This window comes from Photobacterium lutimaris (genome assembly GCF_003025555.1).
In the GTDB taxonomy this organism is placed as follows: domain Bacteria; phylum Pseudomonadota; class Gammaproteobacteria; order Enterobacterales; family Vibrionaceae; genus Photobacterium; species Photobacterium lutimaris.
This window is the reverse complement of sequence record NZ_PYMH01000001.1, coordinates 193170-207578: the sequence shown is the minus strand read 5'-3', so window position 1 is coordinate 207578 and position 14409 is coordinate 193170. Positions and strand designations below refer to the sequence as shown.

Annotated in this window: 11 protein-coding genes; 4 read left to right on the top strand and 7 right to left on the bottom strand. The window is 37.9% G+C overall.

Annotation, left to right across the window (positions count from 1 at the left end):
• Positions 1-54: 54 nt before the first annotated feature.
• The gene (locus C9I99_RS00705) at positions 55-1521 is read right to left on the bottom strand and encodes an oligosaccharide flippase family protein (protein WP_107346931.1); all 1467 of its coding nucleotides are present in this window, start codon (positions 1519-1521) and stop codon (positions 55-57) included.
• Between the two features lie 8 nt (positions 1522-1529).
• Positions 1530-2450: a hypothetical protein gene (locus C9I99_RS00700; RefSeq protein ID WP_107346930.1), complete on the bottom strand. Its 921-nt coding sequence runs from the start codon at positions 2448-2450 to the stop codon at positions 1530-1532.
• 214 nt (positions 2451-2664) lie between these two features.
• On the opposite strand from C9I99_RS00700, the gene C9I99_RS00695 reads away from it, so the two are divergent.
• Complete coding sequence (locus C9I99_RS00695) at positions 2665-4113, top strand: right-handed parallel beta-helix repeat-containing protein (RefSeq protein ID WP_107346929.1); 1449 nt, start codon at positions 2665-2667, stop codon at positions 4111-4113.
• Positions 4114-4186: 73 nt separating this feature from the next.
• Here C9I99_RS00695 and C9I99_RS00690 read toward each other — a convergent pair whose 3' ends face one another.
• The 5 genes from C9I99_RS00690 to C9I99_RS00670 are packed head-to-tail and all read right to left on the bottom strand — an operon-like array spanning position 4187 to position 9841.
• On the bottom strand, positions 4187-4969 hold the full coding sequence (locus tag C9I99_RS00690) for a hypothetical protein (protein ID WP_107346928.1): 783 nt from the start codon (positions 4967-4969) through the stop codon (positions 4187-4189).
• A 1-nt stretch (position 4970) separates the two neighbouring features.
• Positions 4971-5993: a glycosyltransferase family 2 protein gene (locus C9I99_RS00685; protein ID WP_107346927.1), complete on the bottom strand. Its 1023-nt coding sequence runs from the start codon at positions 5991-5993 to the stop codon at positions 4971-4973.
• Positions 5994-6003: 10 nt separating this feature from the next.
• A complete protein-coding gene (locus C9I99_RS00680; protein ID WP_107346926.1) occupies positions 6004-6969 on the bottom strand; it encodes a polysaccharide deacetylase family protein in 966 nt (321 codons plus the stop codon).
• Positions 6959-8689 carry an arsenate reductase/protein-tyrosine-phosphatase family protein gene (locus C9I99_RS00675; protein WP_107346925.1) on the bottom strand — a complete coding sequence of 577 codons (1731 nt, stop codon included), beginning with the start codon at positions 8687-8689 and terminating at the stop codon, positions 6959-6961. Before C9I99_RS00675 ends, C9I99_RS00680 begins: the two co-directional genes overlap by 11 nt.
• A 33-nt stretch (positions 8690-8722) precedes the next feature.
• Positions 8723-9841, bottom strand: coding sequence for a GNAT family N-acetyltransferase (locus C9I99_RS00670; RefSeq protein WP_166645336.1), 1119 nt, complete (start codon positions 9839-9841; stop codon positions 8723-8725).
• 170 nt (positions 9842-10011) lie between these two features.
• Between C9I99_RS00670 and prsT the strand changes: the two genes are divergently transcribed.
• The 3 genes from prsT (at position 10012) to C9I99_RS00655 (ending at position 14261) form a co-directional block, all read left to right on the top strand.
• Positions 10012-12771, top strand: coding sequence for an XrtA/PEP-CTERM system TPR-repeat protein PrsT (gene prsT, locus C9I99_RS00665; RefSeq protein ID WP_166645335.1), 2760 nt, complete (start codon positions 10012-10014; stop codon positions 12769-12771).
• Between the two features lie 4 nt (positions 12772-12775).
• On the top strand, positions 12776-13255 hold the full coding sequence (locus C9I99_RS00660) for a VanZ family protein (protein WP_338069654.1): 480 nt from the start codon (positions 12776-12778) through the stop codon (positions 13253-13255).
• 133 nt (positions 13256-13388) lie between these two features.
• On the top strand, positions 13389-14261 hold the full coding sequence (locus C9I99_RS00655; RefSeq protein WP_166645334.1) for a glycosyltransferase family 2 protein: 873 nt from the start codon (positions 13389-13391) through the stop codon (positions 14259-14261).
• Positions 14262-14409: the final 148 nt, after the last annotated feature.

Below are 14409 nucleotides of genomic sequence, written 5' to 3'. Positions count from 1 at the left end.
CACTAAAGCGATCAAACTAAGTAAAAAAAGTATTGATTCCATTCACCTCTCCTATTAATAAGCATGATATCTTCTCATTTTACTCAACACATATTCACAACATTTCCAATGATATGGGTATAATGTTCTACATTGATAGGATAAAAACAAATAAAGTGATGAATAAATTATTATTCCTGAAGGAATGGCAACAGCTAACTGCATTGCACTTGAGTTAAAAAAACTGATCATCCAGGACACAAACGCATACATCATCAAACTGGAAACCATAGGAGGTATAAATAGCAACACAACATCACTAATCCTTAGCTTAACTACTATTATATAAAGTAAAACAAGCCATAAAAGGAATAGTAACCCTATCCATAACCGACCTTGCGCTAGAATATAAATACCTGAACTCTGATATGATATAAAATAAAAAACAATACATGATAAAAATAGTAAATCCGAAAATATGATCAACTTCATTCTTTTCTTTATAGTCAGCACCGTATTCAATACACCATAAACTGACATTACTATCATCAATGGTGACAATGTATAAATAAGACTGCTGGCATCTATCCAATCCTCACCCAAAATCGAATCAGTAAAAGGGTCAGCAATTGCCATCATGCCAAAAGCACATGGAATGACAATCAGCATGTTTAGGGTAAGTTGCTGAATCAAGCGTTGATAGAACTCTACACTATCATTCTTGATTCTTGAGGCAACAGAAAAGAATCCTCTGTTGATAGGAACAATCAACTCATTAAATGGCAACCAAGAAAACTCTGTTGATATACTATATAAACCAACCCCTCTTGCATCAGATATATTACCAAGTAATAAAACATCAACCCTTGAACGTAGATAACCTACAACAGAACCTATATATAACCATTTAGAAAATCCCCACTGAGCACCCCAGTGTCGGCAGGATAACCTGGGTCGTCTGGGGAAAAAAACATACCCAACAAGAGTTTCGACTGTGGCCGAGGTAATAACCCCTATAATTAAAGCCCAGTATGACTGTAAATATATGGCCAAAATAATAGAGATCAGGGCTCCTGCTGTCCTTGCAACCATCGTTGTTGCGATAACGAATTTAAATTTATAATGCTTTTCTGCGGTATCTAACGCCACATTCCTCAGTCCAGACAAGAACGGAATAATAGCAACAATCTGAATAACTTCCGACATTTCAGCATTATTGACATAATCAGCAATCCAACCGGCGGATAGATATAAACACAACGCAGTTAGTGTTTTAGTAACTAAACCTAAGGTCCAGATACTGTCTAGCTCACCTTCTGACATATCATCTGAAGATATAACAAAATGTGCCACCCCGACATGTGAAAAAGCGACAAACATGGATACAAAAAAAGTCGACAATGCTGCAACACCAAAATCAGCCGGTGTCAATAACTTTAACAATACCAGCGTATTTACAATACCAATCAGTCGACCATACCAATTAGCAATCAGAGCCCATTTTGCACTATGAAATAATCCCTCATTATCTGTAACATGCATTAAATCACCTACTTCATGTTGGATATTGCATCGCTGGCAATCTTTTTATACATATTATTGTGATAACGGTATGTTCCCATGAAATGAATTAACGATGCTTTTTTAACAGGTTCGTTTGAAAGCGGAAATTGATAAGTCTGATATTTTGGCCAAGATAACATCGACATACCTGGTGAAAGAGAGCATATAACATTTGATGAAACCTGCTCGCTACCCCATAGGTTCCATTTATCACCAATTTCATTTTCCATCTGTGCTGAAAATTTACGTAATATTGGTAAATAGTGCTCTGAAGCTGGTAAACCGATAAATGCCGCACAGCCACGAAAATAATGGCAATCACTTTCGTTAAACAGTGGTAAGCGGTCGAAGTGTTTTTCAGAAAACCCTTGAATGTGGCATGAGTCCCACTGCTTAGCAATATTCGCCATTTCTTGCATGCTGACTGGCTTCTTCCACTTTTCGTTACCCAGAATGAATCCACGGTTATCGCCTATAGCCTGGGATACCTCGTGCAATTCACCATTAATAACGATATCGGCATCGAGCTGAATTACATAGTTATCTTTCGCTAAAGTGAGTAACATGGCCAACCGCTCCCAACAGTTACCTCTGGGGAGCTCAGACATATCAAGTTCATCAGCATGATGGATAACAATACCCGGTACATGCTCACTTAGGATACAGGTATCTTCATCATCCAATGTACCATCACTTAGCACATGAACCTCTTTAACACCAATGTATAAAAGAAATGATTTTATCGCGACCAGGTAGTCATAAATCACGCGTTTTCCGACCATAGATAAAATGACAACATTGTGAGGTGATGAAAAACTCGCAGGAACCGTCATTGCAACTTTACGTAACGCTCTGTCACACTTAAATTTATTAATTTTAGTTGTGATTTTATCTAACAATACGCTCACTCTACTTCCTCCGTGAACTTCATAATCTTGGTTCTAACAATAAAATTATGCAACAAAATAATCATGGCACAGACACATAAAATCAGCCAATTAAATCAGTGAAAAAATGCAATATACGGCTATAGTTATGTTAAGATTTTCAATGCTATGACACCTAATATATCCTGACCTTCTGATTTATATATACTTTACAGGTAAACGGATACTTAAAAATATGAAAAAAGTACTAAAACTATATTTCCTTTTTTGTGGTTTAATGGCAAATGCCTTTTTATTTACTGCGCTTATTTTATTTATTGATAAAATACCATCGCAGTTAAGTCAGGCTGCCAGCAAGGTCAGCGATAAGATCAACGCCTACTCTCCTGAGTCTGCTCACTACCTGAGTACACTAACGGAACAACCTGAAACAGAGGATTATTACAAAGGCAAATTTCGACCAACACAATGGCCAACAGTCGGTCCTCAAAAGCAATATCAGCTATTCAACACTCACCGGTTTGTCCATGTCAACAGCGAAATCGACCTGATAACAGCAATCAAAAACGCACGGCCAGGTGATGAGATCGTAATCCAAAATGGAAACTACCTGCTTGAAGGAAAACGCTTCGTTATCAGTGAGGCAAGGACATCACCACATACTCCGATTGTCGTTCGAGCCGCAACATTGGGGCGCGTAAATTTATACCTTGATGCGGTCGAAGGCTTTGTCATAGACCAACCAAACTGGCAGATTGAAGGGATAAATTTCATCGGCCAATGCGATAACCATTCAAGATGTGAACATGCTTTACATATCGTTGGGGCAGCAAAGAATACAGTTATCCGTAACAATACTTTCTATGATTTTAATGCTGCCTTAAAAATCAATGAATTAAATAACATATACCCAGATAATGGTATTGTTGAGAGTAATATTTTCGGAATGAATGAACCTCGGCATACCCATCATTCAGTCACCCCCATCAACCTTGACCATGGCAATAATTGGCAAATCAGACAGAATTTGATCCATGATTTTATCAAATTAGATGGCAACAAAATTAGTTACGGCGCCTACATGAAAGGTGGCATACACGGTGGCACCATAGAGCAAAACCTTATCATCTGTAATACTAAACCGACTCAATTTCGTGGAAGTCAAGTTGGCCTCTCATTTGGTGGTGGTGGTATGAATAAACAAGATCGGCGAGGGAAATCAGACTTTGAAGTGACAAATTCAGTTATGAAGAACAACATCATCATGCATTGTAATGATGTGGGTATTTACAGCCCACGAGTGAAGGATATCGTAATCAATAATAATATTCTTTATAATACACTAGGCATCGATATTAGGTTTCAGGGTTCAACAGCAGCGATATTCAACAATATCCTTGACGGACGAATTAAAGATAGAGATAGCGCAAAATCCGATAGGAAAAATAACTACATTGACAATAATTCATTATTTTCTAGCAGCTTATCTTTAAAAACGGTCTTCGAGGATCCCAATCAAGGGAATTTTAGACTCAAACAACTAGAAGCTTTGCGCAAAGCAATACTCGATGCACCAGCACTCACTGAATCCAGCGTTGATTTTTGCAACAGCACAGTGAGAGCAGGTCAGTCTTATGTTGGCGCAATCTATGATGAAACAGGCTGTTTCAAACCTTCATATTGATGTAAAAAATAGGCTTATCGCTGATATGCGATAAGCCTTACTGTTATTGACATGAAGATAGATGTAAATGCAATTACGCAGTTTGACTAATACAAGACGTCCATGCATGTTCAAGCAAATACTCTCTACACTCTCTGTAGACTCGATTACATTCATCCAATAGTTCTGAATCAATATCCAGGTTTAATGTTTCGCTTGTTTTTTTAACAACAACGCCTGAATGAATATATTCTGATGAATCGCCAAAATAGCGAGCGCCGGTTTTATCAAACTTTCTATAACGTGTCGAAATAGGTGTTTTCAGTCCAGAATATGTTTGAATATCTGTTAATATATCCTGTGTTTTATCTATGATATCTTTAGCATCATAGAAGTAATAGCTCTCTTTTTGTTTCACCAATTTTTTAGCTATACAAAGAATTGTATTAGCACGTTCTATGTAGTATCGAGCGGCAAACTCTGGGCGAGTAAAATCATCATCAGGATGTTTGGAACGGTATAATTTTACGATACTGTTTATCGTCTGTAAGGGTTCACGTAAACATATTAAGGTGATCACATTATCGTGAGATAATATATCAACATTGACATGATGCTCACTGTGAAGAATTTTGTCAAAATAATACTTTGTAAACGGTTCACCAGGATCACCCTGATGAAAATGTAGCTTTTGATTAATCAGGCTTTTCCAACTGTAATAACCAATATGCATTTCATAGTAGCCTGAAACATCACGATGAGAACCGAGAAGGTGTCCAATCAAAGTACTATTTGCACGCATATGACTGAGCAGCAAAATGTGCTTACTCGGCGTAAGAAGCCGAGTTTTTAACAAAATATCCCTAACAGATTCCACGTTATACTCCATCTTCTTTTACTATCAATTTTGTACTTTTGACAAATAAGCAGCGCAAACTTAAGTACATTGAATAGAGCAGCCACTTAATGCTAAATCTGACTGCAAGCCCCTGCCACGCATATGATGCCGCTTCCCGATACCTATCTCGATTCCTTAGATCTTCTGCAATTATCTTAAGTTGATTACTTTTCCCATGCCGACATACCTTCCTCAGCTTCACATGTTCGCTATACAGAATTCCCTTCTCATAAATCCGTAGTTGATATATTCGTTTCTGTAGTTGTTCACAACTCGTTGATAAATTAATTTTTTTATTTTGATCTGGAATGTTATGGTGTGATATTACAGTAGGATCATAAAGCATAGATTCAGCACGATCGATAGCGCGATAATAAATATCACGATCGTCTTCATATCTCAGATTTTCATCCATGCCATCAATCAATTTGTAATAGTCAGCCCTAAAAACAAGGCAGTTTAAGTGTGCAAAACCATCACTATTCAACAACTGTTCAAGACTAATCAAATAAGCTTTCTTTGAGACACTGTGATTAAAACCCAGTTTATCAACCAAGTCCTCAACCCAAATGTCTTCTTTTGACTGAGTACCATCACTGTAATAAGCCCGCTGATTCGATATATAGAGGTCGACTTGGCTTTGTTCTGATTGAATATTGTTATACAAACGACTTAAGTACCGCATATCAATCCAGTAATCATCATCATCGATGAAACAAAGGTATTGCCCATTTGCAATCATGGCACCGTGGTTCATTGCATAGCTATGGCCATGTCCCTGCTTTCGCTCGATCAACGATGTGAAACGAACGTTATCCTGATAGCAACTCAACACATCTTGGTACGACTGCAGGTGATGGGGCGAACTACCGTCATTGACCACAATGACTTCATATCCGCTAAAATCCTGATTCAATACTGATTCAAGCGCTTTTTGAAATAATTTGGGCCGATTACGAGTTGTGATAATAACGCTAAAGTAAGGCACAGATGTATTAGACATGTTGCTCTCCCTAGACTATTGATTTGAGACTAGCTAGTCGTTGTGGGGTAAACACTTCCACATCCGGTTGATGCATGAACCACTCGATAAAATCAAGCGTGACGGCGTCAAACCTAAGCTTATCTTCATGTGTCTGCACATATGGGGTCTGACCCAGTTTGGCTGATGGTGAGTGAAAAGACAAAATCAAATATTCATGACCCATCTCTATCTGATGGTTGGCAGCACAGATCAGGTTATTAAGATCAACGCCTTCAGGTGATAGACGATAAGTCACAATACCAAACACTTTTCTCACAACCCGACTCACGATATCTCGCCCGTTTAAATACGATGGATTCTTTTGCAACCAACTGCTTAGCCATTTGAAGCGCGATATACGACAGCAAGTATGTGGTAAATAAGTTATACCACCCTTGGAAAATAACGCATTATTGTACTGGCTAAAATCAGGCCCTTGCTGATGAGAGAAGTCACTGAATGCACTAATACTAAGATCAACTTCATACCCCAGTGATCTCAGTATTTCCTGGCTATTCCTCCCTATCCCATATCGGCCAGCAAGGTAGGTAACAGGCCGGCTACCCGTCACTTCCTCGATCTTATCCGTAAGCACTTTCAATTTCTGATATTCAAGGTCAGGAGAAAGGTTACCAGGGTAGGAATGCCGATTCGAAACTTGGTTGCCATCTAAAGGCTCTTCGAAAGGTGGATTGACCCAAGGGTGGAGGTGAGTGGCAAACTCAATCGTTCCGTTTGAACATCCCTTGCAAAAATGGATCACTTCTTCTCCCCCCTTGCTGGTCACAAAAGGGTAGTCCATTGCCAAGGTTACATGTGCGCCTAAATCAAGCATAGCCTGTATAAGTTTAATTAACTCAACGTGATGGCTAACAGCAGTATTACTACGATAAAAGCCGCCGTGCCAGTCAAACTCTTCTTCAGCATGTATAACAACAGCAAGTTTAGCGCCCATATAGTCCACCCTTACTATAATTAATCAGCTGCTTTACCGAAAGTTCAATTTGTTCATAGCACTGCCGGACTCCTTCAACATCCAATCCATAAGGGTCTGTTACTTCATAGCTCATTATTTTATTCATGGGAATGAGATCATTAATAAAAAATGCATTACTCACGTTATAATGAGAGATCAATGTTGACTTATTTAACTCATCAAAAAAGAAAACTATATCGCTACTATGAAGATCACTTTGTCGCAAACATCGAGAGCGGTGTTGCTCAAGGTTGTAATTCAATTGCTGAGCCGCTTGCCGAGCCGATTTAGGGCTTTGGCGATTTTCTGGAGCATGAAACCCATACGATTCAATCACAAGTTTTTGGGACTGGTCCAAAAGCAGATTTTTCAGTACCTCTTCAGCAAAAGGACTGCGCATTATGTTGCCATAACAAATAAAAATCATGCGTCGTTCTGGCCTCTCCTTGAATAACTTTTTAAGCCGATACCGGGTGAACAAACTACGAAAACGTAAAAGTACTGGAGCCTTCTTGGTCAACGATATTGTCAGCTGGTTAATTATTGCTATAACTTCAGAACAGAAAGGCCTGATATCAGACCAAGAATAGCTATCAATAACTTCCCTGCCTATAATGATTCGACCGTACTGTGCAAACCGTCCTATAATCTTTGACCAACCTCTTGCCGTACCACTCAAACTCCGAATATGGTACAGATCGGCTGTTAGCGAACGTGCGTAATAATTGACTGGATAACGCTTGGGCAACGTTTCTGGCCTGCTTTTCATCAGTAGATAATCAGCATAATAACGTGGAAAATCGACGCCACAGGCTACCGCTAATGGTAGCGATCCCCAAAAGCGCGCATTCACCTCGACAAGAACCCATGCATTACTTTGTAGATCACGGCGAAATTCAAACATAGCGACACCGGTATAGCGCACTTGTTTACATATTTTCTCCACCGCTTTTAATTGCTGCGGGTCAACGGCGATACTGTATCGATATGAGCTCCCTCCACCACAGCCAGGTTCCGCATCACGTCGGTGGGAAAATACCGTTTTAACATCCCCGTCTACCGAAAATACTGAGACGCCTTCACCAACCCCGGAAAAATAACGTTCAACCATTACTGGCGATTGGCTACATCGAACACCTTCATAATCAGAAGCGTCATGTATAATAGCGACATTATGACGACGATTTAACGCTTCTTGATTAAATGACTGCAATGGCTTAATAACAAAAAGATCTCCGAATTTATCCGCTAGTTGATCATAATTTACGGTATCCGGATCAATCTTCATTCCCTCTGCAACAGGAATACCACATGACACTGCTAACTGTTTGGTTTTCCATTTATCAAACAGAATATCAAGAGCCTCTTCATTGGCAATCGCCAAAACCGTCTTGGTTGGAAGGCGATGCTTTTCTTGCCAAAGCGGGTATAACGCACGTTCGTCGCAGGGTATGACAAGATCAAACTGATAGCGGTTGATCAACCTAACTACGGCCTCTCGCCAATCACCTTGTGTATGAGATTGATAGTTATAGAATTTGGCGGTCCTAATATATTTACTCCCGCGCGCCGCACTAGTTCGATCGTAGCAAATGACATGGACTTCATAGCCAGCTTTCCCTAAGGACCGAATCACGGCTAAGAAGCTACGTGTATCTTCTCCAATGACCAATACTTTTTGCTGAACCTTTCCCTTCATTCACTTCCCCTGCGCATCGACATATTCGTTAAATTATCCTGAATAATAGCCAGATAATTGATGCTTTACATAACGTAACTTATTTTTAAAAGCCAAAACATTTTTTGATTTTCGTATTTCGTAAACATAGAGAGATGATGTGGAATTAGCGAAAGTCTTTTTATATCGATCGCTTCCCCCCATAAAATCATAGTGACTAAAGCCATTATCCATTGCCGTGTTAATAAGAAAATAATGTGACACAAGACCGGGCTTTAAATGTTTGTCATGCATTTCATAATTTAATGCACAGAGATAAAAAGTGACTTTTCCCCGCCAATGGAAGTTGTATATAATAGCTATCAACTCTTTACCGGCAGTAATTTTGTGCAGACAAACGTTACCCGAGACTACGCCATTTCGAATCAATGCCTCGTGAAATTTCATAAAATAGGGATTACAAAACCCGCTCTGTCCGGATTGGTCTCCCCACCGCTTGATATGTAGGGGCTTGGCCATGGAAAAATAGGACAACGCCTCTTCGACTGACTTCGCAGTCGAAACCTTTATTTCTCCATACTCTTGATAGCGGCGCACACTACGCATAGTTTGATAGCGAGCGCTACGTGAAATTACATTGCTTAACGCTTGATTATTCTGTCTTAATTGTTCTAAATCAACTTGGTACGTTAAGCTTTCCCATACCGCCTCTACCCCATATTCGGTCAACGAACAATCAATAACAGTGTGATGACTAGCACCGACGACAAACTTACCGTTTCCTACGATCTCATCCATCACAGTTGATATCATTGCTTGCCGAATATCAACCTCATGGCCTTTAAGCATCAAAAAATCGTTGTATTCGATCCATGCCTGATCAAGTAATTCGTCACCTAAACGATGCAAATAACATGAAGCTCCTTTAAAGTAGCGGTAGTATGAGTCAGCTTGAAGGACAATGATACCTAATCCGATAACTTCATTATTTCTCCTCGCCTCAATGACATAGTAATCATCAACAAGGCTTTCAAACCAGCTTCCTATCCATAACCAAGATAGAAATACGTTAGGTTCTGAATGGTTTTCCAACTCTGTCCAAGCTTGCTTTAACCACTCCCGATCAGGACAAAAGTAAACTTCAGATTCTATTGCATTATTTTGTCTATTCACTAGTACACCAAGAGTAAATCCAATTAGTCCTAATCTCCATTCACTACCCAGTATAGTCACTATCATTGATAATGGTGCTTCGATAATAAATAAATTTTCACACAAAAAGATAAATCAAGACTATGCTTTTTTTGATGTGTCATAGGACTTTTATTAGGGACTTAGTCAGTATGTCAAGAAAAGTATTAATGTCAGTTTTTATGTTACTTTTGTCCATAAATTTGCTTGCTTGCAGTGATGTGTCACCTGAAGCTCACCTTTTAAATGCAAAAAATAATTTAGAACATAACGACTTAAATTCTGCTGTTATTGAGTTAAAAAATGCAATAAAAAAAGACAAGAGAGCTATAGAACCAAGAATTATGCTCGGTGAAATATATCTTCTACGCGGTGAATATCCAGCCGCAGAGAAAGAATTTTCTACTGCATTGAAAAGTGACTCTAATAATAACAAAACAAAAATTTTATTGGCACAAGCACTTTTAGGACAAGATGATATCTTAGCGATTGAAGAATTAGCATTGCGAAATAACACTCATCAGTTGAAGTTCAAGTCTGAACTACTTTCAATCTATGCTATCGCATTGATGAGAAACAATGAGCAAAACAAAGCTAGCTCTATATTAGAGGAAACAAAAGAATTAGGATTTAAAGGTCATTATTTCAATCTTTCTCAGGCACAATTTTTTGCGTATAGAGAAGAATTTCAACGTTCAATAGAAATATTAAAGAGAATGTTGGTATCTCAGCCTGAAAACGTTGACGTTTTACTATTGACAGCGATGGTACTCACTGCCCAATCAGACCACGTTCAAGCCATAACAATATACCAAAAGGTTTTAGCGACATCAGAAGGCAATCCAAAATATAAACTTCTACTTGCACAGTCCCTAGTAAAAAATGAACAGTATTCAGATGCAGAACCATATATCGATGATATTCTCAACATTGCACCATCAAACAGGCTTGCCCATGATCTTAAAGCATTAGTCGAATACTCTCAGTCCGATTACAACAATGCAAGAAAACATGCAAAAATAGCGATTAGAGAAGGTTCGAATAGTACCAGCACACTTGTCATCGCAGGTGTTACGGCTTATATGCAAAATGATTACGAAGACACTTATGAAACCCTTAAAAATATCATTCCTTATTTGCATGATGATCTTTTTTTACAAAAGATTTTTGTTGCTGCGCAATTTAAGATAGGGGAAATTAATGAAGCGTTAGATAAAATTAATAGTTTTGATCTATCAAATAAGGACTATAACGATTTTGCTACTAAGATGAGCCTAGAATATTCATTTATCGGAAGAAATAATGATGCTATGGCTCTTGCTGAAAAGGCTGAAGCTAATTCGACAACAATGAGTCAGCTACGGATAGGCCTATTGCGAACAGCAAATAATGATCAAAAGGGTATAAGTCAATTAGAAAACATTTTGAAAATTAAACCTGACCAATTAGAGGCAAATGTTAGCTTGGCATATTATCACCTATCTAACGGTGACATTGAAAAAGGTGAGGATATTATAGATAAATGGCTAATAAGTAATGAAAATGATATTACAGCAATTCTACTTAAAGGTTATTTATCTATAAAAAAGGAGAAATACGGCATTGCAAAATCAATGTTTAATAAAGCCCTCGATTTAGACCCTAGTAATGTGAAAGCTAAATTATCTTTATTACAGATAGAGGCCCTCGCGGGTAATAGCAAAAAATCATTTGATGAAACCCTTCTCTTAGCTAAGCAACACCCTGATAACTTTGCCATTGCTATGTTTTTGTATCGCTTCGCGTCGCAAACCGATCAAGTTGATAAAATAATCAATTTTTACAGTGATTTGTTAAGTAAAGATCAAAATAATACCAAACTCCGCATGCTTCTGGTGAGAATTTATTCAAGTACCCAGCAGCAGGACAAAGGAATTGCACTGCTTGAAGAGTTACCGAGCATAGAAGAGAATGCTAATACTCTAAGCCTAGAGACCTTGCTTTATTTTCAGATCCATGACTACCGTAATGCATTCCTAGCTGCCGAAAAATGGATAAAGTTAGATCGTACAAATCCTGAGGCATATTTAAGGCTTGTCCAACTTAGTGAGTTGACCAAAAATTTTGATAAAGGGATCAAATATGCCTTAGAGGCAGAAAAAATATTTATTGAACATTCTTATTTCCCTTTAATGCGTGCGACTTTATTACTCTTGAACCAACAACCAATACTTAGTCAAGCCGTACTAGATGAACTCCCTGAAAACATTAAAAAAACCAGTTACTTCTTACAACTACAGAGTAAAGTTTCCTATAGTAATAAAGACTATGCCAAAAGTGTTTCGTTCGCCCAAAAGCGTTATGATTCCTTGCCTAACTCCATCACGGCTAAAGATCTTGTATCGGCTTACGTTGCTAACGATCAATATACTGACGCAATTAATTTGCTAAAACGAAGAATCAACGACAACCCAGAGTCAGAAGGCGCACTAGCATTGTTTCTCGCCCAAATCCAGAATACCGTTGAACCAGATGAAGCACTCAGAACTTATCTTTCCATACTTGAAAAGGAACCTAATAATATTATTGCGCTTAATAATGCCGCCTGGATATATTTTAGCAACCGTGATTTTAATAACGCATGTGATTTTGCAATGAGAGCTTATAATAATGCACCTGACGCTCCGGAGATTCAGGATACCTATGGTTATTGCTTATTAAAATCTGGTCAGCACGAAGAGTCTATGACACCTTTAAAAATGGCATACGAGGGTAGAACAAACAATATCGATATTAGCTTTCATTATGCGGAAAGTCTTATTTTAAACAGCAAACTGGTGAAAGCTGAGAGAATATTAAATAGCCTTAAGCCTGTTGAAAAAGAACATATTGAACAGAAAAACCACCTCTACCAAAAAATAAAGGGCAGATAATGGTCTGCCCGACCATTTTCAATGGATTTACACCTATTTAATTATCATATTTAACTTTGATAAAAAGCGAAACTGTAAAATAATGACTACAAAAAACACCCAACTGGTTATATTTAGAAAACAAGTAGCCTATAGAGTAACATTTGTTTTTTATACTATTTTGATTACAGTTCTTTCGCTTTCAACAGGTGCTCAGGAAAACAGTACACTCGATATGAATAGCTACGGTATTTTATACCTCGATAAAATATCTCATGCCCTTGCTTATGCTATTTTTGCTATCCAAGCTTTTTTACTCTTGACCTCTCAGCACCTATATAGAATTCTATGTTTTGCTATTGCTCTCTACGGCACATTATTAGAACTTGTTCAACAGACTTTTATTCCATCTCGAATGGGATCAATTGAAGATGCTATTGCTAATATTGTTGGAGTTATCATTGGTTATAACATTAGCTTATATTACATGCACTCTAAAAAATAAAGTGTCGTTTCATTTTTATATGTAGAATTTTATCACATTAACTTTCATTCAACTTTAGTGGTTAAATTCATATCATGAGCTATTTTTATATTACATTAAGTGATAATTTCATGTAATATAAATGGACTTAGCCATGATAAACAACATTCAAATTTGTGTTTTTGCCTACAATCTTGAAAAAACTATTAAAAGTAACATTATTAATCTAATCAATAGCTGTTCAGAATATACTCCTGACATTTATGTTATGATTAATGGATGCCGAGATAATACATTCTCCATTGTCTCTCAGATAGCAAAAGATCACCCTAATATTCATCCTATTAACATTGAGTTAGGTGATAAGTCCAACGCATGGAATACTTTCATTTTTCAATATTATTCAAAATCATCGCTGGCTATTTTTGCTGATGGCGATCTATGTTTTGAAGAAAACGCTATAAATAACCTTCTTGATTTTCATTTTCGTAATCCTCACTACAATGCGATTTCTAGTTTCCCCTGCGATAAAGGGAGAAGCAGCCAGCAATGGCGTTACAATTTGCTTAGAGAGCACCAATTTACCGGGGCTTTATATCTTCTATCCCCCCGATTTATAGATAAAATTATTGATCAAGATGTTAAATTACCTGTAGGCCTTATCGGTGACGATAGTATGCTTGGTTACCTTTCTGCTACCGATATTTGTAGCGGAACTGATTTACCTATTCAACGGATCGGTGTTTGTACGAATGCAATCTTTATCTACGACTCACTGAACCCTCTTAGCTGGCAAGATTGTAAACTCTACTTACGTCGCAGACTGCGCTATTCTCTGCGTTATTTTCAACAACATTCTATTGTCACTAACCTTAAGCGATCTGGCATCCAAGCTATGCCTGACCTTGCCATTAAAGAGACCACTGCCCCTCTAAGTAAAATTCGCTGGTTCAGTAGCAACCTTTTGTTTGATGTCATTTCGAAGGTAATTATCGATCATCAACGCAGCAAATTATGCAAAAAGTAGCTTTTACTACATTGCTTAATTTTGAATTCATATCGAGATTCGTTCAGGTTCGGATTAGTTGCAGGCCATCAAATTGCAGATTGCAACTCATTTTGAAATTACACCTTTCCCCCATTGCATTTTGCAAATTCAGTCTGTCAATATTTTT